General features: G+C 57.3%; 23 protein-coding genes and 1 other RNA gene. 6 read left to right on the plus strand and 18 right to left on the minus strand.

Going from position 1 to position 21,328, the window contains the following annotated elements; all coding sequences use genetic code 11:
* Window positions 1-37 precede the first annotated feature (37 nt).
* The 5 genes from EU556_RS08005 to EU556_RS08025 all read left to right on the plus strand — a co-directional run bounded on the left by EU556_RS08005 (window position 38) and on the right by EU556_RS08025 (window position 4,380).
* A complete protein-coding gene (locus EU556_RS08005) occupies window positions 38-2,212 on the plus strand; it encodes a prolyl oligopeptidase family serine peptidase (RefSeq protein ID WP_135433001.1) in 2,175 nt (724 codons plus the stop codon).
* Window positions 2,213-2,470: 258 nt separating this feature from the next.
* Window positions 2,471-2,841: a transfer-messenger RNA gene (ssrA, locus tag EU556_RS08010) on the plus strand.
* A 74-nt stretch (window positions 2,842-2,915) separates the two neighbouring features.
* Window positions 2,916-3,155, plus strand: a complete 240-nt coding sequence (locus tag EU556_RS26290) for a hypothetical protein (RefSeq protein ID WP_135433003.1) — start codon at window positions 2,916-2,918, stop codon at window positions 3,153-3,155.
* 1 nt (window position 3,156) lies between these two features.
* Window positions 3,157-3,357, plus strand: coding sequence for a hypothetical protein (locus EU556_RS08020; protein ID WP_135433005.1), 201 nt, complete (start codon window positions 3,157-3,159; stop codon window positions 3,355-3,357).
* Between the two features lie 117 nt (window positions 3,358-3,474).
* Complete coding sequence (locus EU556_RS08025; RefSeq protein WP_135433007.1) at window positions 3,475-4,380, plus strand: NAD-dependent epimerase/dehydratase family protein; 906 nt, start codon at window positions 3,475-3,477, stop codon at window positions 4,378-4,380.
* A 67-nt stretch (window positions 4,381-4,447) separates the two neighbouring features.
* On the opposite strand, the gene EU556_RS26630 is transcribed toward EU556_RS08025, so the two are convergent.
* From EU556_RS26630 to EU556_RS08085, 13 genes are all read right to left on the minus strand, one after another.
* Entirely contained in the window at window positions 4,448-4,576 is a 129-nt protein-coding gene (locus EU556_RS26630; protein WP_262709644.1) for a hypothetical protein, read from the minus strand.
* Between the two features lie 29 nt (window positions 4,577-4,605).
* Entirely contained in the window at window positions 4,606-4,959 is a 354-nt protein-coding gene (locus EU556_RS08030; protein ID WP_135433009.1) for a DUF3307 domain-containing protein, read from the minus strand.
* A gap of 2 nt (window positions 4,960-4,961) precedes the next feature.
* Window positions 4,962-5,417 carry a hypothetical protein gene (locus EU556_RS08035; protein ID WP_135433011.1) on the minus strand — a complete coding sequence of 152 codons (456 nt, stop codon included), beginning with the start codon at window positions 5,415-5,417 and terminating at the stop codon, window positions 4,962-4,964.
* A gap of 197 nt (window positions 5,418-5,614) precedes the next feature.
* Window positions 5,615-6,220 (minus strand): hypothetical protein, encoded by a 606-nt coding sequence (locus tag EU556_RS08040; protein ID WP_135433013.1) that lies wholly within the window; start codon window positions 6,218-6,220, stop codon window positions 5,615-5,617.
* 1 nt (window position 6,221) lies between these two features.
* Window positions 6,222-6,821, minus strand: coding sequence for a hypothetical protein (locus EU556_RS08045; RefSeq protein ID WP_135433015.1), 600 nt, complete (start codon window positions 6,819-6,821; stop codon window positions 6,222-6,224).
* A gap of 4 nt (window positions 6,822-6,825) precedes the next feature.
* Window positions 6,826-7,290, minus strand: coding sequence for a hypothetical protein (locus EU556_RS08050; RefSeq protein WP_135433017.1), 465 nt, complete (start codon window positions 7,288-7,290; stop codon window positions 6,826-6,828).
* Window positions 7,291-7,296: 6 nt separating this feature from the next.
* Window positions 7,297-7,653: a hypothetical protein gene (locus EU556_RS08055; protein ID WP_135433019.1), complete on the minus strand. Its 357-nt coding sequence runs from the start codon at window positions 7,651-7,653 to the stop codon at window positions 7,297-7,299.
* A gap of 186 nt (window positions 7,654-7,839) precedes the next feature.
* Window positions 7,840-8,358 (minus strand): DUF6712 family protein, encoded by a 519-nt coding sequence (locus EU556_RS08060; RefSeq protein WP_135433021.1) that lies wholly within the window; start codon window positions 8,356-8,358, stop codon window positions 7,840-7,842.
* Window positions 8,339-9,616, minus strand: coding sequence for a hypothetical protein (locus tag EU556_RS08065; protein ID WP_135433023.1), 1,278 nt, complete (start codon window positions 9,614-9,616; stop codon window positions 8,339-8,341). Before EU556_RS08065 ends, EU556_RS08060 begins: the two co-directional genes overlap by 20 nt.
* 86 nt (window positions 9,617-9,702) lie before the next feature.
* Complete coding sequence (locus EU556_RS08070; protein ID WP_135433025.1) at window positions 9,703-10,389, minus strand: hypothetical protein; 687 nt, start codon at window positions 10,387-10,389, stop codon at window positions 9,703-9,705.
* The gene (locus tag EU556_RS08075; RefSeq protein WP_135433027.1) at window positions 10,386-10,952 is read right to left on the minus strand and encodes a hypothetical protein; all 567 of its coding nucleotides are present in this window, start codon (window positions 10,950-10,952) and stop codon (window positions 10,386-10,388) included. The genes EU556_RS08070 and EU556_RS08075 overlap by 4 nt, the downstream gene beginning before the upstream one ends.
* Before the next feature lie 77 nt (window positions 10,953-11,029).
* Window positions 11,030-12,136: a hypothetical protein gene (locus tag EU556_RS08080; RefSeq protein WP_135433029.1), complete on the minus strand. Its 1,107-nt coding sequence runs from the start codon at window positions 12,134-12,136 to the stop codon at window positions 11,030-11,032.
* Between the two features lie 45 nt (window positions 12,137-12,181).
* Window positions 12,182-13,375: a ClpP family protease gene (locus EU556_RS08085; protein WP_135433031.1), complete on the minus strand. Its 1,194-nt coding sequence runs from the start codon at window positions 13,373-13,375 to the stop codon at window positions 12,182-12,184.
* A 108-nt stretch (window positions 13,376-13,483) separates the two neighbouring features.
* Between EU556_RS08085 and EU556_RS08090 the strand changes: the two genes are divergently transcribed.
* Window positions 13,484-13,969, plus strand: a complete 486-nt coding sequence (locus EU556_RS08090) for a hypothetical protein (RefSeq protein ID WP_135433033.1) — start codon at window positions 13,484-13,486, stop codon at window positions 13,967-13,969.
* A gap of 1 nt (window position 13,970) precedes the next feature.
* Here the strand turns inward: EU556_RS08090 and EU556_RS08095 are convergent, their stop codons facing one another.
* The 5 genes from EU556_RS08095 to EU556_RS08115 all read right to left on the minus strand — a co-directional run bounded on the left by EU556_RS08095 (window position 13,971) and on the right by EU556_RS08115 (window position 21,277).
* Window positions 13,971-14,219 carry a hypothetical protein gene (locus EU556_RS08095; protein WP_135433035.1) on the minus strand — a complete coding sequence of 83 codons (249 nt, stop codon included), beginning with the start codon at window positions 14,217-14,219 and terminating at the stop codon, window positions 13,971-13,973.
* Window positions 14,216-17,320: a coiled-coil domain-containing protein gene (locus EU556_RS08100; RefSeq protein ID WP_135433037.1), complete on the minus strand. Its 3,105-nt coding sequence runs from the start codon at window positions 17,318-17,320 to the stop codon at window positions 14,216-14,218. The genes EU556_RS08095 and EU556_RS08100 overlap by 4 nt, the downstream gene beginning before the upstream one ends.
* Before the next feature lie 3 nt (window positions 17,321-17,323).
* Complete coding sequence (locus tag EU556_RS08105; protein WP_135433039.1) at window positions 17,324-19,348, minus strand: hypothetical protein; 2,025 nt, start codon at window positions 19,346-19,348, stop codon at window positions 17,324-17,326.
* The gene (locus EU556_RS08110; RefSeq protein ID WP_135433041.1) at window positions 19,348-19,770 is read right to left on the minus strand and encodes a hypothetical protein; all 423 of its coding nucleotides are present in this window, start codon (window positions 19,768-19,770) and stop codon (window positions 19,348-19,350) included. Before EU556_RS08110 ends, EU556_RS08105 begins: the two co-directional genes overlap by 1 nt.
* Before the next feature lie 133 nt (window positions 19,771-19,903).
* Window positions 19,904-21,277: a hypothetical protein gene (locus EU556_RS08115; RefSeq protein WP_135433043.1), complete on the minus strand. Its 1,374-nt coding sequence runs from the start codon at window positions 21,275-21,277 to the stop codon at window positions 19,904-19,906.
* Window positions 21,278-21,328 lie beyond the last annotated feature (51 nt).

Consider the following 21,328-nt stretch of genomic DNA (forward strand, 5'->3'; position numbering starts at 1 on the left):
ACCTCTGCCGCTTTCCCTTCACTTCTACTTAACTGCTATGCTTCCCTCTCTACGTTTTGTGCCGGCGCTTCTGCTGGCCGCCACGGCCGCGCTAGGCCAGCCCGCCGCGCCATCGGTACCCGCCACCGACACATACTTTGGGGTAAAGGTGACGGACCCGTATCGTAACCTGGAAAACCTCACCGACCCCGCCGTGCAAACCTGGATGAAAGCCCAGGCCGCCTACGCCCGCCAGATACTGGATGCTTTACCGGGCCGGCAAGGCCTCATTGAGAAGATGCAGGACTTCGACCAGCGCAAGGCTTCGGTAGTAGGCCGGCAGGTGTTCATTGCCGACAACGACCGATACTTCTACCTTAAAACCCGGCCCCAAGACCAGCAGCCCAAGCTCTACTACCGCGAAGGATACCGGGGCACCGAAAAGCTGCTCTTCGATCCGGAAAATTTTGAGGCGGGCAAGGTGTATACCATCAATGAGTTTTCAGCCGCCCATGATGGCAGCAAGGTGGCGTTTGCGCTAAGTGAAAAGGGCAGCGAAATAGGGGTGGTGCGCATTCTGGATGTGAAAACTCAGCAGCTGTATCCAGAAGTAATTGAGCGACCCTGGGGCAGTGGCGAGTGGCTGCCAGACAACGCCAGCTTTACCTACACGCCCCTCAACAGCGCCGATGTTAAAGACCCGGCGGCCCGCCTCAACACGCAAGCCTACCTGCACCGCGTGGGCACGCCCCAAAGCCAGGACCAGGCCATCTTCTCGGCTAAGCTTTACCCGAAGTTGAACATCAAACCGGCTGAGTACGCCTACGCTGGCGTGGACCGCGACACGAAACTGGCCTACGGAGTTTTGTATACCGTTGACCGCTACCTGTACGGCTACTACGCCCCCGCCGCTACTCTTACCAAGCCCACCATTCCGTGGCAGCCGCTCTTCAAACCCGAGCAGGAGGTGACCAATTTTGTCTCAGACCAGCAGTACATCTATTTCACCACCTCCAAGAATACCCCGCGCGAGAAAATTATGCGCATGCCCGCCGCCAAGCCCGATGTAGCCACGGCGGAGCTGCTAGTGCCCGAAAGCCCCAACGAAGCCATCAACGACAGCGAACTGAAAGCAACTAAGGACGGGCTCTATTTTGTGCGCACTCGCAACGGCGTTGAAGCCAAGCTGTATTTTGTGGCTAAGGGCAGTAAAACGGTGCAGGAAATTAAGCTACCCCAAACCGTGGGTACGCTCACCCTGCAGGGCAAAAACGCGCAGTCGTCGGACTTGTGGGTGAATATGGTGGGCTGGACTACCGACCGGAAGCGTTACCGCTACACGCCGGCTACCCGGCAGTTCACCTCTGAGCCCCTGTCGACGGAGGTAGAGTATCCTGAGTTTGCCGACTTCACCGTTGAGGAGCTAATGGTACCCTCGCATGATGGGGTGATGGTACCGCTATCATTGGTGTATAAGAAGGGCACGCCGCGCAATGGCTCTGCTCCGGCCCTGATGGTAGGTTACGGTGCCTATTCCAAGTCTACGGGGCCATTTTTCTACCCACCTTATTTGCTTTGGGCTCTGCAGGGCGGTGTGCTAGCCGTGCCGCACGTGCGTGGCGGCGGTGAGCTAGGGGAGGCCTGGCACAAAGCCGGGCAGAAAACTACCAAGCCTAATACCTGGAAAGACCTCATTGCCTGCGCCGACTACTTAGTGCAGAAACAGTATACTGGCCTAGGCAAGATTGCCATCAACGGGGGCAGCGCCGGCGGCATCCTCATTGGCCGGGCCATGACGGAGCGTCCCGATTTGTTTGCCGCCGCCATTCCGGAAGTAGGCTGCCTGAACGCCGTTCGAATGGAAAACTCCCCCAATGGCCCCGCGAATACGCCCGAGTTTGGCACCGTGCAGAAGGACGATGAGTGCAAGGCTCTGCTGGAAATGGATGCCTACTACCACTTAGTGTCCGGCACCAAGTACCCGGCTACGCTGGTAACGGCCGGCATGAACGACCCGCGCGTAATTGCCTGGCAGCCCGCCAAGTTTGCCGCCCGCTTGCAGGCCAGTACCACATCGGGCAAGCCTGTCCTGTTCTTCACCGACTACGAAGCCGGCCACGGCATCGGCGACTCCAAGCAAAAGCAGTTCGAGACCATGGCCGACCTGCTAGCCTTTAGCTTATGGCAAACTGGACAACCCGGTTTCCAGCCAAAAAGCGCCGCCATGAAGTAGCCGACGTTTAGTTAGGGCGAAGCATCTCTACCGCTTCGCTAGGCCAGTCAGTAGTCAGCGGTAGAGATGCTTTGACCAGTTCAGTAGTACGTACTTTCTCTTGAGGTTATACGCTGATTGTAGGTCACTCCCGTCTACTGCCTTATCGCTAAACAGACTGGCCTAGCGGGAACATTTTAGGGCAAAAGCAACGTTTTCTCCCTGATGTGCGTACATTCGCACCCCGCTATTTGTGGCGGAAATCGTTCTTTACCAATTGGGGCTGACCGGAATTGACAGCTTGTGCAGGTCGCGAGTAAGCGTGTCGGGAGTTGGATGAATCTCCCGTTAAAAAGTCGTCCAAACAACAACCGGCGAGTATAGCTACGCCATGGCTGCCTAATCTAGGTATTAGGTAAATGCCATCGTCCCGCATCCGTCCTCCTTCTCACGGGTGAGTTCGGGGCGTCGTAAGTAGTAGGATAGTCTTGGGGGCGCTGCGACTCCAAGGCGAAACTCAAGCAGATAAGGACAAACCAAGGGCCTGATGTGCGCCTGGGATGTCTCGAAAATTCAAGCATAGATACACACGTAGAAAGCTCGACGGCTTCCTTGTCTGGACCAGGGTTCGAATCCCTGCAGCTCCACTGAATCCCGCTTTACGCTACCGTAGAGCGGGATTTTTGTTTTCTACTGCCAGTTTTACTGCCGATTATAGAAAAGCATGACTGAAAATCTACGCTACATCGGGCCCACAACTGGGGACTTTCACCAAGGGGAGGTATACAGCACGACTGTTTCTATCCAGAATGAAATGTACTGGCTCAGTGAAGAGGGAAGGCAGGGCCACCCCTACAGCAGTCTAGCTGATTTACTGCGCTACTGGCAGCCGGCTTCGGCACCTTGGACGCCACGCGACCCGAACGGGCAAGCACTAGCGGATGAGGGAGTAGCACTGAGCTAGTATGCCTCCCTTTGTTCGCTATCAGTATGAGGTGCGCAGTGTCGTGCGGGTGACGAGTGACCCAAAGCACGCGTGGCAAGTGACGTGGCGCGGCTCCCTCCTGTGTGCTGACCGTATCCGTCGGCCCGTGTACAGGCTGGATAACGAGTACTGGGATGTATACTTTGAGGATGAGCTACGCTCGGCGTGGAATGGCATGTAAAAGCCCCGGGCTTTTTATTGGCTTCAGTTAGGGAGATCAGGAACGGGTGCACGACTGGCTAGCGGTCTAGGGGTAACAGGTATAGCGTATATTGCCTGCCCATTCTACACTTCTTCTATGAAAATTGCTATCATCGGCGCTTCCAGCTTTCTAGCCTCCTATCTCATCGATACCCTTGGCCAGGGCCATACCCTCACTTTGTTTAGCCGCACCACCCCAGGGGTCGGCCATGCGTTCGTGCCGTTCTCCGTACCTGAGCAACCCTTAGACCCGGCTACCTTACTAGGTCAAGACGTGGTGATCTACTGCGCCGCGGCGGGAGTGCAGGCTAAAACACCCGAGGAGAAAAGTATCACCCAGGAAGTAAACGCCGTGCTGCCGATTCGTCTGCTGGCCTACTTGGAAGAGCACAAGTGGCAGGGCAAGTGGATTAGCTTCGGTTCCTTTTGGGAGATTGGCACCAACGAGGAAATGCGCGGCTTCACGGAGGAAGAAATAGTACGCAGTGAGCGGCCCGTGCCGAATCTGTATTGCGAGTCCAAACGAATGCTCTCGCAGTACATCGCCCTGCCTAGTGTTGGGGTGCTGGCCTACCACCTGATTCTACCAACGATCTACGGGGTGCGGGAAAACCCGAACCGCTTCATCCCTTACATCATCCGCAGCCTACAGGAAGGCACCACCCCGAAACTCTCGGCAGGCCAGCAGGTGCGCGAGTACATTCACGCCACCGACGTAGCTAGCTTGGTGGATATTATTGTAACGGGCAGCTACCCCGCTGGTATCTACAATGCCAGCAATGGAGAGCGGTTTAAGATGGCTGACGTAGCGCAGCTGCTGTTCGGCCTGTTCGAGCAGGATGCCACGCCCGCCCTCGGTACGCTGGAAACCAGAGACGAGAGCATGCCAGTCTTACTCCTGAACTACGATAAGGTGTGGTCTACCATTCCTGAGTGGAATGCCAAAGTATCGCTTAAAAAAGGAATTAAGGAGTACCTAGTGAAGGAAGCAGTAAGCGCGTAACGAAAAAGCCCTGGCTACTTGGGGTAGCCAGGGCTTTCTGTTGTCGTTATGGTAAGGGAGAGTAAGGTTACCAAAAATACCAGATAGCTGCAATGGCTATCACTGTATAGGTAAGCCAGCCTAGTTTCGTGGTGGGGTTGAAGAACAGCAGGAAGCCATCAACTAAGCCTTCTAGGTAATCGTCGTGGTCGTCCATAGCTTACTTTGTCTGATTCTAAAAGGGGGCTACAGCCAGCGCATAGCTGCGTAGTTGATTGTTAAATGCAGGGTATTATCAATGATTACCATAAGCCAGAACGCCATGTAGGGCGGCTTACTTTCGGCATATCCAAAAGGCCCCACTACCTCAATCCGATTATATATTCGTATCCAATACAACGCCAACCGATAGCGGTCAATCAGGAAGTGTGTGCCAAATATGACAGCCCAAGCCAGCGGCGAAGGTGCAATTAGGGTAAAAGGCAGCGCGTACAGCAGAGCGTGAACAAAGGCGGGCCAATGGGCTTTTGTCTTGTTCTGTGCCATCCAATCGTTTTGCAACACGTAGTCGCCCAACAAGTGCAGAAGTATTTGCTCCATACTTATGTGTTAGTAGTAAGAATTGGTTGCTTCATAATCTTCTGGCAGCCAGGGCATACATACCCAAAGCGCCCTGTGTTTGCCCAGCCCTTATTAGTTAATTGGTCAGGCAGAATCAATACGCCTTTACCTAAGTCCTCCACCATAAGGCACACGCCACAGGTAGCCAGCCACGGGTTGGGGTTATCCCAAAGAGAGGCCGATGCCTCACGCATTACACCTCCTTTTCTTTGATTGCTAGTTGCGCCTGAAGCATCAACAACAACAGGCGGCGCGTCTAAGCAAACAGGATTGCCAGTGGGTTCCACCCCATAAGAACGCCTTACAATTCGTGCAGCCCTAGCGTCCCCTTCTTGGTCGAAATGCGTGGCTATAAGGGCGGCATAGCCTACCACTTTTTGCGTGTCACCAGCTAATGCGGCTTCTACAATCTTGGCTACTTGAACGGCGTTGCTCATGTATAAATATACGCATAATCATTGGGTTAATCTATTGATAATCAGTATATTTATCCACAATTTACCAACATATTAACACGAAGAAGCCGGGCTGCAGTCCCGGCTTCCCTCCGAATATACCCTCGGGCGCGGGCGTGCGTTCCCGCAGAGGTATCCTGGCCTACGTCGCCACCATGAAAACGGGGCCAGTGATGTTGTTAGGCCAGCTTCCAGCGGGCCGGTACCCAGGCCCACTTGCTGGCACGATTGCGTAGTATCCAGCCACCGGTAGCGCTGGCCAGCACCAGCCCAGCATACACGTACCAGGGCGGGCCCGCTTCTTTCGTGCTGACCGTCGGCGTGTTGCCCTTGCCGATACCCGCGGCTCCACCATCAGCGCCGGCTTCCCGGTTGTCGGTGGCCTTGTTCTGCTCACCCAGCTGCACTGGGGCTTCGGTCTTACTAGGCACGGCGGCCATGTTGCCTTCGCCTACCTGGTAGATAATGGTACTGTTCTTTACCTTCTGCTTACCCGAGCCGCCGAATACCTTGGCTAGCACTTTACCGGCGGCGGTCTTGGGCAGTTGGGGGCTTAGAGACTTGGCCACCTGATTCTGGTAGTTAGCGGCCTTATACGGCTGGTCGCGTACGTACTTGGTGGTATCCTCCGAGCTTGCATCTGACACAGTGTCGGTTGCTACATTTCGACCACTGGCGCAGCTGCTTAGGCCAATAGCTATTCCAAGGCCAAAGCCGAGAAGAAGAATGCCCACCACAATGAGTAGCAGTAAGCGGCCGTAGCCGTTGAGTTTAGGTGTATCCATCTTAGTAATTCCAGTTAGCCGCCGCGTAGATGTCAGTAGCAGCGTAAAACGTGCGATGCATACCGGCATTGGTGCCCCGCCCTTCATTACCCCCAATGCACCAAGCCCCGCGCGCAGGCCGGCCCTTGCGCACGGCTCGGGCCAGTTCCACGCAGGCCGTGATGTGCGCAATGCGCCCCCGGCTGGCAGAGTAAATGCCTATTTTGTGGCCTACCTGCACGCTATCAAAGCTGCCTACTTTGCCCTTAAGCACGTTGCGCTTCGAGTCGAGGAACCAGTTGTAGGAACCGCCGGCACCTTTAGGCCTAGGCAGCCCGCAACGCTTCTGGGCTTCGGCCTGGGTGAAGCCGCACCACTCATTGCCGCGCACCCCGCCGTTTTCCAGAATAATTCGGGTAACGGCTGGGCCATCGTTGCGGCCGGTGGCCTCACGTATCCATAGGTTGGCAGTGAGCCACTTGGTGGTACAGGTTGCATTCTGCGCTTGCACCACTCGGCTGGGCTGGGCCTGAGCAGCCCACACCGCCACCAAGGAGTAGAACAGCCAGAAGCCTAGCACACGCCATATAAAACGGTGATGATCTGCCAGTATCATGCGCATACCCTTAGACAATGAGAGCAGCAGCAATGATGGAAGCGCAGGCCAAAGCAATGAGCTGCCAGCGGCCTTGCTGATATTCCTTGAACCGTTCGTACTCGCTTAGATAGCCGAACTCGCGGGCATAATATTTCTTTGCCCAACGCTTAGCAGGCTTTGCTGTGATGCTCTGAGCCAGCCACACCAGGCCAATAAACAGAAAGAAGTAGCCAGCAGCGAACAGAAATTTGCTGCCTGTGCCGGCGGGTACCCAGCCGCTGGCCTGCTTCACCGTGTCCACCTCGGCACTGGTCATGTTGTCGGGGGCTTTCTGCGCTACTTGGTGCAGGTCGACGCCATTGAGTGCTGCCGTTACCTGCAGCAGTACCTGTTGGCCATAGAGTACGCCTAGGCCGATGGCGAAGAAGATAGCGAAGGTGAGCCAGTTGCTACGTAGCGAGCTGATGAGGCGCTTAAAAAGAGAGGGTTGCATAGTGTATTAGTGATTAGGTTTGAATTTTCCACTGGCCTTCTGCACTTCGATGAAGACATCAAAGGCATGCACGCTTTTGCGTAGGACTTCATTTTCTTCTTCCAGCTTGTCCTGCCGCTCTTTCAGGTAGTCGACGACAACCCGGTCTTCCTTGCGCTCCATCCGCATTTCCGTCACCAGTTTGGTCAGGGCCAGCACCGCTTCCTTGGTGTCCTTGTTGGTGGCGTCCGTCGTGGCCTGGTTGCGGTTGATGAACCACAGCACGAAGGCTAGGCTCACGGTGATGAATCCCCCCACTACCACGTTCGGCACGGCCAACGCAGCATCCAGCAGCACAACAGAGAGGGTATAAGTAGGAAGCACGGCGATACAGGCAGCTAGAAACGGGGTTGGGAGAAGAGGGAAGCCGGCTACCACCTGTTGCCAGCTGGGCGGAGGCCAGAGCAGTGGGTACCGAGGGGCATAGCGAGGCAGGCAGATCGAATAGGTCATAGTGCAGGCGTTGGTAAGCGGGCACAGTGGGGCACTAGGTGTTGGGCAGGTCGAGAATTAGCGGCGGTAGGCGGGTCGGCCAATGGCCTGCACCACGACCGAGGCCGTGCGCAGGGCGGGCTGCGAGTCGCCGCAGTGGGCGCGGTCCGGATAGAAGCCGGCAAAGCTGGAAGCGTGGGCAATGAGCCAGCTGCGGAGCTCTACCTCGTAGCTCAGCGCGCGGCCATCGAAGATGCTTACCTGGCTGGCCAGCGTGCGCGCATCGACAGATGTGGAGTAGTCGCTATTTTTCTGCCGCAGGCCCGCGCGGGTAAGCGAAGTTTGCGAGAAAGGCCAGAACTGAGCCAGCGCCCCATACACAAGCACGGGTAGCGCATGACTATGCAGTTCTAGCCAATCATTGCCTAACTCTTCTGCCTTGTGCAGGCGCACCAGCTCGGCATACAACTGCTCACCCAGGGCCTTTTTCAGGCGCCGCTGGGCTTCATGCATGTGCGGCTCCAAGCGGCCTTCATCTAGTTCGGGTAGCTCCTGGTAAGGAGCGAAATCATCGCGGCTAAACAGCAGGTGTTCCATTGTTCGGGGCAGGTTCAGCGGTGCCCCCGGCCAGCTTGGCCGCTTGCTCCAGCGTCAGGTTTTGAATCGAGAAATCCTTCAGGTCGCGAAAGGGGAAAGAGCCATCAGCCCGCTGGAAGTCGCGGAACACGGCTTCGAAGCCGCGTTCAATGGCGCGCTGGGCCGAGTTGACCACCAGCGTTTGCACGTAGAGCACCGCATCTTGCAGCTCCTGTAGACTACCCAGCTTGCCCGAGATTTCACGGCCTAGCAGTACCCCCGGCATCTGCATGGCTTCGCGGATATTCTGCTTAATGGCATCCTCATCCGTCACGTAGCGCTTGCTGGCGTCTGGGGCCTGAAGCGTGTCTACATCGGGCTTTAAGTCTTTGGAAGCAGCGTACTGCACCAGAATACGGCCACCATCAGGGCCTACAAACACCCCGTACTTGACTCCATTAGCTTCTAAAATCTCCGCAGATGGATTAGCATTCCCATATTCGGTAATCATGACTTGAGCGGAGTAACCCGAATCCAGGTCCCGGGCGCGGCTGCGCTTCAAGTTGGGCTCCGAGTACACGTCATCGAGCACGGCATCAATCAGCGGCCTGGGGTGCAGGTAAGCGCCCGTGCGCTTCTGAAACCAGTAATAGATTTCGCCGGGGTAGCCTTTCAGGCCCACCACTTCGCCCTTCTCATTCTGCCAGTTGATGGCCCGCTCTAGGCGAGCTTCTGGTTTTTCCCGCGGGTTGTACACGGGCACCTTCTGTAGCCCAGAACGGCTGGCATAGGTAGCACCCCGCCGGGCCACGGCCGCCGGATTGCGCACCAGACCCGCCCAGCGGGTCACGCCATCGGCATCCGGATAATATGGCCGCACCTGCTCTTTCGGCTGGTGCAGCACCTCGCAGGGGTAGCCGTTGGCGTTGATGTTCACGCGCACCGCCCAGCCTTCCAGATAGCCCGTATTGTTGGCTACGGGCTGCAGCAGCGCATCGACAGTGCCCCCGGCCCGGTCAATCACGGCCCGGTAAAAGGTCTGATCCGTAAAGCCGTTGCCCTCAATAAACTGCGACTTGCGCTCGGCACATACCGTGGCCGTGCCGCTGCCCGCATAGGCAGCTAGTAGGCGCTGCGGATACTGGTTGTCATCACCCCACTTGGGGTAATCAGTCGGGGTTGTGAGCGTGATGATGTCGGGCCGCAGGGGTGCCTGGGCTTTAATCACCTGCCGCTGAGCCTGGGCAAGGGGAGCAAGAGTTTCAGAAGCAGTGGACACAGTGAAGAGAAGTAGGCAGAGGGTAGCAAAAAGGCCCGCCCCGAAGTGCGGTGCGGGCCTTTTCGGGCTTTAGAAGAAGCTGGGGCTTACTTGGCGCGGAAGGCTAGCAAGGCTTTGATGAGCTCGCCTTTGTTGGGGAAGCTCTTAGCGTCGCCTTCCTTCACCTCATCGGTGTAGAGCGCATCCAGCTCTTCCCGCTTGAGGCCATCTAGCTTGGCATACTCGGCTTTGTATTCGTCGCTCTGCTCATTGGCCAGCGGGTTCACCGTCGTCGTTACCGTGGTAGTGGTGGTGCCAGTACCCGTTGACTCAGTGGCAACCTTCAGCGCTTCTACTGCCGCAGCTTGCTCCGCTACGAATGCCTGGCCCTCGTCTTCGGAAATACCGAAGTGCACGGCGGCGGCGGGGTCAGCCTTCAGGATCATGGCCACGCGGGCATCCGTCAGGTTCTCATTGGAGAAGACCACTGGCGAGTTGTGCGGGCGGTAGGTTTTGCTCTTGTCGGTAAACGAGTACTTGCGCTCTGCGCTGGGCGTGGCAGTGGACATAACAGTAGGAAATGAAGTGGAGGAATCCGTTGAAGTGGTGCGCAGGTAGCGCAGAATAGCCTGGAAGGCTTCTGCCACGCACTTATAGCAGCTCACCCGCACGGGTTCCGCTGCTGGGTATAGGGCGGCGTGTACGGCGGCCAGTTCGGAAGATTCGGTGCGGCTCAGGCCCGCCAGTTTGATCTGACGAGCCCTATCCACCCACTCCCCCTTCATCTGGCTCATGCTGTGTACAGCGCCTCGAAGGCAGTTTTGGTAGCGGCGGCATCGTAGACGCCATCTGTCAGCACCATGAAGTAGTCTTCCAGGCCCTTCTCTTTATCAGAAGAAAGCGTGGTAGAAATAGCGCCCCCGAGGTCAGCATCTGCTGAATCCTTTTTCATGGCGGAAGGGCGCAGGCCGTTGTTGAGGCCCAGTACTTTGTAGTAGCCGTTGTTGTCCGGCGTAACCGTCACAACACCTTCCGTATCAGCGGCTAAATCTTCCATCGTTTCGGCACCGGCTGGGCCCGGGTCGAAGGCCACGGTGTCGAATTCATGCTTGTAGCTGGGGCCGTAGCGACCAGGCACCAGTTCCGCACGGGCGGCGTTGCTGTCGCCCATGCCTTCGAACAAGAAACCCTTCTTGCCCGCGGCCAGCGTGAACGTAACGGCCTTTTTCAAGGTCGAGTCACGCTGAACACCAGCCAGATCGGCCTTGCGAATGATTACGGCTAGTGGCTTGATACCGGCAACACCGGTTTCGCAGGCGCCAGCCATGCCTTTTTTGAGTTGACGGCAGGATGCCATATGTCGAGTCTCCTATGAAATGAGTGTGAAGAATGGCCCCGACCTAAGTGGCCGGGGCGTTTTCATCTAGGATAGGCTTAGTAGGCAGCCAGCATCAAGTCCGAGCTCATCACCTTCACGTCCATCTTGAACATGGCGCGCAGGTGCGTTTCGCGGTCTTTGCGGTCATAGAAGGCATCGACCTCCGTAGCGGCATCGTAGCTATCGAAGCCCGCGCGCAGGTTGCGGCGCGTGGTCAGGATGGCCCGGTGGGGCAAGTCGATTTTGCCGTTCAGCTTGAAGTCAGACTTCAGAAGCTTGTCAAGGTCCTTGATCTTGATGATCGGAATGTCGCGGAAGGTGGGCGCCACCAAGCGGCCCTCCTGCAGCTCCCAGCTCACCTGAACCTTGTCATTCGACTCGCGGTAGTCCTGCCAGTTCTTGGCAATGGAGCTGGTGACCAGCAACACCTTATCGTCAGCGTCTTCCAGATCGCCTTCGGCCGCGTTGTCGAGCGCCTTGAAAATTTTGTAGGACTCGCCGGCGGGCAGCTCCTGATCAGCCGACTGGTTAGCCGTGATTTCGTAGGCGCGGTTCTCCGCACCGGCAGCAATCACCTGGGTGAAAGCGCCATCTACGGCGTTGTAGTTTTTCACGTCATCGGCGCCCTTCGTGAGCTGAGCTGCCGTGATGGCCTTATTGCCCAGCAGGGCGAAGCGGTAGATGTCGCGGCGGATAGCGCTAATGAACATATCCTGCACGAACTCATTCCAGTAGTCTACCGTCTGCTCAGTACCGGCGTCGCCTGGTACCAGGTTGCCGGTTTTGATCTTGATGAGCGCATTTTGCAGATCATCTCGTTTGTAGCCTACATCCAGACCCCAGGCCATGAAGGTGCGGTCCAGGTCGGTGGCGCATTCCTTGATCCAGGCCAGCATGGGCATGGGGTCCCAGGTCAGCTTGTCGAAGGGAATACGGGGCGTGGTAGGCTGCGCGCCGCAACCGGGGTCGAGGTGCGTTACCTTCTCGAAGCGGCCCACGAAGGGCACGTCCATCTTGGCTTTGATGCCATCCTCAATCACCATGATGGCGTTGAGCTCAGGATCTTCCTGAATGAACTTGAGAATGAAGGCACGGAACTCTTCCGGGCCGTAGAAGGGCGCGTTACCCGTCACCCAGGCGTAATCCAGAATCTTGTCAGCCATGGCTGTAGTCGTGTGAAATAAGAGGTTGAAAGAAGCGGGCCTGGATTACAGGCGACGGTTTTGCTTTTGCTTTTCGGCCCGGCGGTCAGCCGCTGACTGGCCGGTAGCTATGATCTGCATTTTGCCCTGCTGGGAAGCCGTGATGACGGTGTCGGGCTCTACCACACCCTGGCTACCTGTAGCAGCGGCAATGGTGTTAATGCGGCGGGCGGTGCTGGCCTGGGTTTCCTTGATCGTCTTCACCTCATTGGCCAGATTGGTGATAGCCGTCAGCACTTGCGTCATGGCAGCGTCCTGATCAGCAGAGGCGGTAGCACTGGCATCCACTGTGGGGGTGATGACAGTAATAAGCTCCGCGGCTACGGTGATGGTGTTGCCATCGGTCAGCACGTAGTCACCATCGGCAATCGGGTCGTTGGGCGAATCTGCACCCGTTACTTTGTCGCCTACTTGGTAGGCATCCCGATCACCAGTGTCAATGGTGAGCTCACCTTTATCAGACTCTACTGCGAGGGCAACAGGTGCGGTAGTAGAAGCTTGGGCGATGGCGGGTTTGCTGGCACCAGAAACGGCAGCAGTCATCAAGGCGAGGGCCGCGTTAAATTTAGACATGAGGGTTTGCGCCCAGTTGGGCGTATCATCGGTGGAAGAAGAAGCAGAGGAAGCAGAGGAAGCCGCCTTGATCGGCAGCGTAGCAAGGGCCGTTACTGGCTTGAGCACCAGTGTGGCAAAGCCGAGGGCCACCATATCTTCGGGCGTTACCAGCTTTTCTTCGGCCATGCGGGCCGCAATCACGTCGGCAGGCTGGCCCGTGCGTTCGGCGCTTATATCAATCAGTTGCTGCTGACAAGCGGCCATGTCGTTGGCCCACTGCTGCGCCTCGGCAGCGGTAGCCCAGTCGCACCCACCACGGGGCAAGTGAATCAGGCACTCGGTATGCTCGTGAATTAAGCGGCGCGAACCCGCCAGCAGGATAATGGTGGCAATGCTGGAGCACTGGCCAATGGCCTCGGTAGTTACCGTGATGTCCGGGCCCAGGCTACGTAAGTGGTCATAAATGCCCAGGCCTTTATCTACCCGCCCACCTTCGGAATTGATGGTCACTCGCACCGAGTCAAATGGCTTCTGCCATTCGAGCTGCATGATGACATCTTCCAGCATGGTATAGGGGTAGGTATTACCCGCCTCACTGGCACTGCCTACAATCGGACCGCTAATAAGAACCTTCGCTTCGGACATGCCACGAAGGTGCTAGGACTATTCCGCGAAAGTTGGGCTATTGTATCACCATTCTGATACAGGAAGTTATCTTAAGGGCGTTTTACTACTTAGCCTATTCTTAGCCCGATGCAATCCTACTTCCAACTGGCTGCTCTGGCAGGCCTACTGCTACTCAACGGCTGTGCCACCACGGCCAAACAGGCACCCATAGCGCGCAAGCTGATTCCCGTAGAAATTCAAACGACGAATGTGGGGAAAGGGCCGGGCGAGTGTACTGCCTTTTTGCTTGACTACTCTATTTACGAAACGGCCAAGGCTCGACACAAGAGCATTTATTGGCGCAAGGATATGGAGCCAGGTACGCAACGCTACAACTTGGGCCCCTTGGAAGATGGGCAGACGTACTACTTGGTCGTCAACTACAACTCCGGGGCACAAAACCTGTATCCGCTACCACAACCAGGGGAGTACTTAGAAGCAGAAATTTTCGCGGATGGCAAAAGCGTCGGCAAAGTGCGGGCCGATCAAACAAGCTTCACGCCTCTGCATTACTGGGGTGAGCAGAAGGGTACGAAGCCGCACGTAGCCATGCAAGTGCAGGTGAAGCTGTAGCCTAGGCCGCGGCCTTTTCCATGCCCGCAATGGCCCGGTACACAGAGGGAACGGACACCTCCATTTCCTCCGCGACTTTGCGCACGGCGCCGGCATTGTCTTGGCTGAAGCGAAGAGAGGCTTTCAGGGTCTGCCAGCGCAGGTAAATATCCCGCTGGCTAAAGGCCTTGAGGTTGATTACCCCAGCTTGGTAGAGGGAGGTTAGATGGCCTCCCTCTTCTAGTTTATTCAGAATGTCGATTACTCTCATGAGTCGGCGCGGGCTTCGTTTCTAGCTACTTTATCTTGTTTCTCTCGGAGTTCGGAAAGCACAGTCACAGGACGGGGCAAAGCTTTATTAGCCTCATAGAAAACTGGTCCCAACTCCTGAGCTACCGAACGTGCTAACTCCTGATAATCAATCTGACTACCACCACTACGCCCAGCCATCGCGGCCATATAGCTGGCATCGTAGCGCACTACGCCACCCTCAGCATAACGGGCCATTAGCTGTGTCGGCATCGGGTCGCGGTACAAGGGCTTACCTCCCCCCAGCATATTGAGCAGGCTGGCAAATGGCCGCAGTACGGGATTGCGGTGCACGCCCTTGGTGAGAATGATTTCGTCGCCCTCGGCTTCGAAGCCAGGGCGCCCAGCCACCGTAAACGGAATGCCACCCTGCCCGTGGCTGGGGCCCGAGAGCACGCCGCCTTCGGCGAAGGCCAGCACCTTGGCCGTAGCAAAAGCAGCCTTGGCAATGGCAATACCCGTGAGAAGAGCGGACTGGGAAATGCCGGCAATACCAGCCGTGGGAATGTTGAGCGGGTTAGCGGCGGCATTGGCATTGATAGCCGAAATTTCCTTCATCAGGTTGATTTCGATCTCGGCAATGGCCGCGGCTTTCTTCAAGGCCAGCGCCGCTTGCCCGGCTGCGCTTTCTTCGCCAAACAGGCTGATGATAGTATCGGTCCCGTCCTGCACGGCATCGACTACGGCCAGGCGCACCTGCACTTCCTGGTCGGCAATAGCCCGCTTGCGTTCTACCTCGGTTTCGGCTGCCTGCACCCGCTGCTGGCTCTGAGCTTCCTCTTCGCTCGTGGTGGTGCGGCCGTAGTCCTGCAAGGTCACAATGCGGCTTTCCTGCCCGGCCCGTTCAATAGCAGCAAGGGCCGCTTCGTGCTGGGCCTTGGTGAGCTGCCCATCGGCGTACTGTTGATTGGTCAGGGTGCGCTGCTGGGCGAGGAACGTGTCGAGGTTGGCCAGCGACTGCTGAAACTCCAACTCAGCCGTTTGCTTCGTAGCCTCGGCCCGGAGCTTGTCTTCCGCCGCGGCCTGATCTTCTTTGCTCTGGCGGGTATCAATGCCCGCAATGGCTACCGTGAGCTGGGCCTGTACTGCTTCCGCCTTCAGCGCAAACTCTTCCTGGCTGCCTTCGCGGGCGCGGGCTAGCTGGGTAGCTACGGCGGTCTGCTGAGCCGCAGCAGCTTGCTGACGTAGCTTCTGCAAGTGCTCCCGATCGAGTTGCTCAATATCACTACGATACTTGACCTCAATGGCCTTTTTCTGGCTGGCCGTCAGGTCTGCTTCCGACAGAGCCAGGGCCCGTTGCTTGGCTAACTTATCTTTCTCTAGAGCAAGCTCCTGATTGCTGCCAACTACGACCTTCGCCAGGCGCGCATCGATCTGCGCTATTTCCAGATTCAGGAAGTCCTGCCGCAGCTTGCGTAGCTTCTCCTCAGCTTCCTTTTGCAAAGCAAAGCGGTTGGTGATGAGCTCGTTTTGCTTCCCCGCACTATCCTCCAGAATATCGTAGTACTCGTTTTCGGCCTCTCCACGTTGCCGTAGCTGCTCTACGGTAGCCTTGGCATCGCCACCCCGTCGCTCGATATCCTGCTTAATGATGTCGAGGTTGCGCTTAGCCAGATCCGCCAGCGTGTTCTGCCGCTTCAGCTCAATTTTGTAAGCATCATCATTGGCCTTGTTGCGCACGGCCAAGCTGTTATTCTCATCATCGCGGATGTTTTTCAGCCGCTCCACATCGTTGAGCAGACGCTTATTGGTAGCAATGTTGTTGGCCTGGTCGCGCTCCAACTGCTGCCGGGCTTTCGATAGATCGAGGGCTAGCTTAGTTTCCCGCTGAATTTCGTCGCCTACGCCTCGGAAGCTAGCCTTCGCCGTTTGGGCTGCCTGCTCGAAGTCGCCACTGAAGAATTGAAACACGGCCTTACCGAACGTACCGATACGGTCGGTCAGCACGTCGATAGTAGCGCCTACTTGAGCTAATGATTGCTCCAGAATGCGCCCACCCTCAGCGGTCTGGGTGAAGTAAGTAACTAATGCGGTAAGCGCTACTAGTATTAGCCCTATTCCAGTAGCTGCCAACGCCACTTTCAGAATCTTGGCTGCCCCCGTGCTGGCGCCCATGGCCAAGCGTACTAGGTTCTGCACCTGCACGTATTTTTCCTGAATTCCTGTAGCCTTCTGCACAGCACCGCCTAACAGTTCAGTTTCCCCAGCAGCTTCTACCAGAGCACCAGTGAACGACTCAGTAGCCGGCTTGGCTTCCTGTAGCTTCTGGTTGGCTGCAGCAATCTGAAAGCCAATCTTACGGTAAGCTTCTGATGACTGGTCGCCGGTTTCTACGATGCGGGCCTGCTCAGACTCCAAAGCTACCAGGTTCTCTACAGCCGGGCGGATAGCCTTGGCGTAGTTGGTAATGGTCTTCTCGGCTTCCTCGTATGATTGACCTGCCTGGGCCGCTGCCTTCTGCGCGGCAATCTGGAAGCCGATTTGGCGCTGCTGATTCTGAGCTAGTTCCTTAGAGCCTTCCGCCAGGTTCTTTTCCTGAGCCTGGAGCTTGACCATCTCCTTTACCAGCTGCTGCAGGCTGCCCGAGTAGTTGCCTACGTTACGGCGGTTGTCCCCAACAGCCGATTCCAGCTCTTTCAGCTCATCACTGATAGCACGGGTGCGCAGCTGCAGGGCCTTACCCGCTTCCGAGTTTTCCCGCTCCTCTTTGCTGAGGGCATTGTAGGACGCGGTAGTAAGAGCCAGCTCAGCCCGCAGTTGGTTGATAGAGCCCTCGGCTTCGTTGCCCACCTTGGTTAGGCTTTCGAGCTGCTTGGTGGCGGCGGCCTGCTCTTTGGTCTGGGCGCGTAGCCGTTCGCTCAGGGCTTGGGCCGCTACGCCGTACTCCTCTTCGCTCTTGGTGCCCGTCTTGAAGTCCTGCACCAGCAGCTTCTGCTCAGTGCGCGTTGCGGCAATGGCCGTAGCCAGTTCGGCCTGCTTCTTCCGGACGGCATCGCTCTCGGCTTTGAGCTGCTCGGCCCCCAGCCGGATTTCAAATAAGACCTTTTCAGTTTGGTCGGCCATGGCTTAGTAGGTCAGGCGAATGAGTTCGACCACCGTAGAGGCCTGATCTTCCTCCCAGTTATCGAGTTTATTTGCGTAAAAAATGGCACCCTCGGCTTCCAGCCACACGGGCTGCAGCTGGTTGAAGTCCGTTACCTCAGGGGGCAGTAGGTGCACCGAGGGCTTCAGCACCAGAGGCCGTCGGTAGGCCGCAGCCAAGTGCGTGTAGTAGGCGGGCAGCAGTGAACTGGCAAAATCCAGCCCGCCGAACGTGGTAATGAGCGGCCGGATGGTTTCGGTAGTCTTCCCGTCGGTGAGCTTCACTAGTCGGGTTTGGCCAGTCTGCACCACGAGCCTGGGCGCGGGGCTCTGCTTATCGAATTGCTGCTCTACCGAGACGGTGCCCACTCGAGCTTTGTACACGGGCAGTAAGAGCAAACCATTGGGGCCGGTGGTCGTGGCTGCCCACGGCAACACCAAGGCATCCCGCTTGGCCTCTAAGGTGCTATCGGCACACGGCAGCATGCCATCGCCAAGCTCTTTGGCCGATTCTGGGTTGGTATCATCCTCTTTCCAGCGGAACCAGTTCTGCTGGGCCTGTCCGGAGAGGTGAAACAGCCGTGGCGCAGGCTGGCTGCTGTCTAGTTTATGGCTCCAATCAGGCGCATTTGGGGCATTCTGCTGCAGCGCGGGCCCCGTAGGCGTGAAGGTGATCAGGCGCGTGTACGGGTCGGTCTGCTGGGTCAGGCCAAACAGGCCAATGAGGCCTTTCACGAAGTCCTTTTGGGTCATATCGGGCAGCAGATCCTGCACCCGTACCCGGCCCCCAGGTGGAAAGTCAGCCAGCACCTCTACGCTGAAAGAATCCAGTGGCAAGGGGTTGCCTTCCATGACATACACGGCCCCCGTAAACATCTCATAGCCCCACTTGTGGGTACCGTAGATGCCAGCCTTGGCCTTGTTGAGCTTGATCTTGAGCGTGATGGTATCGCCTGCCTTGAGTAGCAGCTTGCTGGCATTAGTGGTGGCTGTAACATAGGTGCTATCCGCGCCCTTCTTACTCTCCACAATCGGCCCGCCGCCAATCTCCTGGCCATTGACGTAGGTAAAGAGCTGGGCCTGGGAGCTGCCATAGGGGTTTTGCAGGTTCACGGTCACACTGCCCGACACGTTCACGTAGCAGGGCTCCAAGGCCTTCCAGCTATGGGCTTGAGGATTCCAGACCAGCGCAGCCGTCGGCGCCACGTAGCCGTAGCGGGCGGCCGTGTAATCAAACGGCACCACCCGTTGCACCTCGGGCCGGCCTTCGTAGGGCCGGCCACTGTCAGTGTTCTTGCCGCCGGCGTGATCGATGCCCGCCAGCAGCCTACGCGACTTTCGGAAGTCTTCACTGTAGCCCAGCGCTGAGGCTGTAGGCAGCACTAACCGGTCAAACAGGCTGGGCATGGGGCCAGCCCACTTGAAGCGGGCTTCATCAAATATCTGCTGCCACACGGCCCGCGCGTACACGCTGGGCAATAGCTCATCTTCCCACAGGCGCACGGTATCGCTGTCGGCAGTGCCACCCTTGCCCCGGTCGTAGAGGTCGTAGATGTAGACGTGGCTGTAATCACTATGGCCTGCACCTACTACCGCAGCCTGCAGCACCCAGTCGTGCTCGGTGTTGTAGTTGAAAGCCAGCTCCCGCAGCTTCTTGCCCTCGATGGCCGCGTAGAAATTCTTATTGCCCCCTAGTACCTGCGCTTCGAAGCCCTTGCCGGTTTCATGCTGCTCCACGATGGCCACCGCGTTGGGCAGCACCTCGGTGGCGCTGGTTTCCAAGGTACAAGGCAGTTGAGCATAGGGCACCTCCGATAGGCTCATGCCGTGCTGGGCTTGCTCCATTGCCGCGCGCACTTCAGGCGTGTCAGCCAGGGTGAGCGTGTTGCTGTAGTCCGACTGTACCGAGCTAGTTTTCAGAATATCATTGGCCTGCACCGTCAAGCCTACCCGGCTATCCGCGGCAACTGGCAAGCGCTGGCCATCGGCTAATATCAAAGAAGCCGCCATCAGATGCGCGTTAGCGGGTTGAGTGCTCCTAGGTCAAGCTCAACATCAAACTCGGTGCGCGTCTCCGATGAGCTGCGCGTAGCCGGGCCGGCGATGACCGTTACGGGCGTCAGCGTGCCGGTCTCATCCTGCCTGTACACCTGCGGGCTGGTGAGCAGCGTACTTAGTCCATCCCACTGACCAGGCAGCAGGTTGCCCGCCCGGAGCAGCTGCTTCTGTATGCCGGGCCGCTGCAGCACCTGGGCCGCACTGCCTGCGGGGCGGAACACGCTGCCCGCCTCGGGCGTCGTGGTGTGGTCTATGTCGCCTTCGAACAGCCAGCCTTCCCAGTTGCCTAGGGGTGACAGCCAGCGCAGGTACACGCCCTGGCCTGGGCAAGCGGGTTGTAGTTGCAAGACAAACGCCTGGGAGAAGATTTGCATGCCTTGAAGGTCTGACCCTTACCCTAGGCCCGCAAACGCGCTCGGCTCAAAACGCAACTCGGCTGCTGAAAACGTAACTAGGTTGGTGGCAGGCACAAAAAAGCCCCGCCGGATGGGCAGGGCTTTCAAGTTTTCAATTAGCAGCGAAGAAGTCGGCTAGCTGCTGTAGTTCGGCTAGGGTATTGGCTTCGGTTGTATTGACAACGTAAGGCACATACCCCTGCATGGCGGTGTTGAACACGCCTCCCGCTGGGTCGTTGGTCCCATGCTGCACATCCCGACCAACTCGGAAAAGAGTGCCCGTTGTATTGAGTGTTACCTGGCTAGAATCTAGCAGCGTAACCGTGCCCCCCACCGTGCCATACAGGCGTAGCGTGGTACCATCGTAGGTAGCGGCAGCAAACTTGCGACCAGCGGTAGGCGCTGTTTTGCCGCCCCCTGCATCAGCGCCGTAGCCCGCTACATAGGGGTCGCCCACCACGTAGCGGGTGCGCTTTTGCAGCATGAACCACGTCCCGTTGTTTGCACCGGAATCAGACTGCCCGGCAATGCTGTGCACAAACTCGCCTGTTATGGTGTCGTCTTCGTACACGACTACCAGCGTGCGGGCCTGCGCACCCGTCCACACAGAAGGCATGGAAAACTCCTGCCCTTGTAAGAGCATTCCTTTGTTAGGCACGGCGGTTACAGCTGTGGTCCTGTCGGCATTGAGCGTCATAGTCCGGTTGCCCGCCGCCGCCTGCCAGGAGAGTACATCTATTCCGTTAGAAGCGAAGTTTACCCCTTGCTTGTAGCTGAAATAGGTATGCAGACCACGGGTCTGGGCGGGGGAGAAGGTGCCACCAGTGGGTGGGTCGGGAGTAACTACCGTGGTGCCTACCTGGGCCCGGTCGGCAATGATGTAACCCGATACCCAGCGCAGCTCAAAGGTGTGGTTGCCGACAGTAAGGGGACCAGAATCATAAATCTTCTTGTCCCGAACGGCAGAGGCATTGGCGTAGCTAATTGGCACCCACGCACCTCCATCCATGCGACCCTCGGCTTGACCTAGGTCAGGATTTACAACCGAGAACCATTGGAAGGGGTCGGTGGTGGTTGATCGGAATGGGATTGTAAGCCCACCTGCTGAATGGATAAGTTTAGCCGCACCACTTGAGAAATCAGGATTCCCTCCTTGGGGATCCCAAGGGCCCGTAAATTTCATTGCAGGACTGCCATCCGATAAGGATGTCATCTCCTCAATGGCGAATGGCGCTACCAGCTCGGCAACGGTAGGCGTAGGATCGGTACCACCTGCGAGCACTGCCCCCAGAATACCACCTGCTGAGGCTACGTACTGCGTGCACCGGAACTTGCCATCCTTGCTGATCACTTCCGCATTATCAACGGCTGGGTCAGCGTTGGCCCAGGTAATAGCATCGTAGAGCAACTGCTTGGCATTGGTCAGATTGGTTAGTGCCAACGTCGCAATAACCTCCCGAATCGGGGTATACCAGTACCATTGCATGAGTGTGGTGAATGGGAGAGAAGAAGGAAAGTATTTAGGACTCAGTGAAGG

Source organism: Hymenobacter fodinae (genome assembly GCF_004745825.1).
GTDB lineage: Bacteria > Bacteroidota > Bacteroidia > Cytophagales > Hymenobacteraceae > Hymenobacter > Hymenobacter fodinae.

Bases quoted from the DNA above. Each gene is read 5' to 3' on its own strand.
- EU556_RS08005 (WP_135433001.1), top strand. From the start codon at position 38: ATGCTTCCCTCTCTACGTTTTGTGCCGGCGCTTCTGCTGGCCGCCACG.
- EU556_RS26290 (WP_135433003.1), top strand. From the start codon at position 2,916: ATGACTGAAAATCTACGCTACATCGGGCCCACAACTGGGGACTTTCAC.
- EU556_RS08020 (WP_135433005.1), top strand. From the start codon at position 3,157: ATGCCTCCCTTTGTTCGCTATCAGTATGAGGTGCGCAGTGTCGTGCGG.
- EU556_RS08025 (WP_135433007.1), top strand. From the start codon at position 3,475: ATGAAAATTGCTATCATCGGCGCTTCCAGCTTTCTAGCCTCCTATCTC.
- EU556_RS26630 (WP_262709644.1), bottom strand. From the start codon at position 4,576: ATGGACGACCACGACGATTACCTAGAAGGCTTAGTTGATGGCTTCCTG.
- EU556_RS08030 (WP_135433009.1), bottom strand. From the start codon at position 4,959: ATGGAGCAAATACTTCTGCACTTGTTGGGCGACTACGTGTTGCAAAAC.
- EU556_RS08035 (WP_135433011.1), bottom strand. From the start codon at position 5,417: ATGAGCAACGCCGTTCAAGTAGCCAAGATTGTAGAAGCCGCATTAGCT.
- EU556_RS08040 (WP_135433013.1), bottom strand. From the start codon at position 6,220: ATGGATACACCTAAACTCAACGGCTACGGCCGCTTACTGCTACTCATT.
- EU556_RS08045 (WP_135433015.1), bottom strand. From the start codon at position 6,821: ATGCGCATGATACTGGCAGATCATCACCGTTTTATATGGCGTGTGCTA.
- EU556_RS08050 (WP_135433017.1), bottom strand. From the start codon at position 7,290: ATGCAACCCTCTCTTTTTAAGCGCCTCATCAGCTCGCTACGTAGCAAC.
- EU556_RS08060 (WP_135433021.1), bottom strand. From the start codon at position 8,358: ATGGAACACCTGCTGTTTAGCCGCGATGATTTCGCTCCTTACCAGGAG.
- EU556_RS08070 (WP_135433025.1), bottom strand. From the start codon at position 10,389: ATGAGCCAGATGAAGGGGGAGTGGGTGGATAGGGCTCGTCAGATCAAA.
- EU556_RS08075 (WP_135433027.1), bottom strand. From the start codon at position 10,952: ATGGCATCCTGCCGTCAACTCAAAAAAGGCATGGCTGGCGCCTGCGAA.
- EU556_RS08080 (WP_135433029.1), bottom strand. From the start codon at position 12,136: ATGGCTGACAAGATTCTGGATTACGCCTGGGTGACGGGTAACGCGCCC.
- EU556_RS08085 (WP_135433031.1), bottom strand. From the start codon at position 13,375: ATGTCCGAAGCGAAGGTTCTTATTAGCGGTCCGATTGTAGGCAGTGCC.
- EU556_RS08090 (WP_135433033.1), top strand. From the start codon at position 13,484: ATGCAATCCTACTTCCAACTGGCTGCTCTGGCAGGCCTACTGCTACTC.
- EU556_RS08095 (WP_135433035.1), bottom strand. From the start codon at position 14,219: ATGAGAGTAATCGACATTCTGAATAAACTAGAAGAGGGAGGCCATCTA.
- EU556_RS08100 (WP_135433037.1), bottom strand. From the start codon at position 17,320: ATGGCCGACCAAACTGAAAAGGTCTTATTTGAAATCCGGCTGGGGGCC.
- EU556_RS08105 (WP_135433039.1), bottom strand. From the start codon at position 19,348: ATGGCGGCTTCTTTGATATTAGCCGATGGCCAGCGCTTGCCAGTTGCC.
- EU556_RS08110 (WP_135433041.1), bottom strand. From the start codon at position 19,770: ATGCAAATCTTCTCCCAGGCGTTTGTCTTGCAACTACAACCCGCTTGC.
- EU556_RS08115 (WP_135433043.1), bottom strand. From the start codon at position 21,277: ATGCAATGGTACTGGTATACCCCGATTCGGGAGGTTATTGCGACGTTG.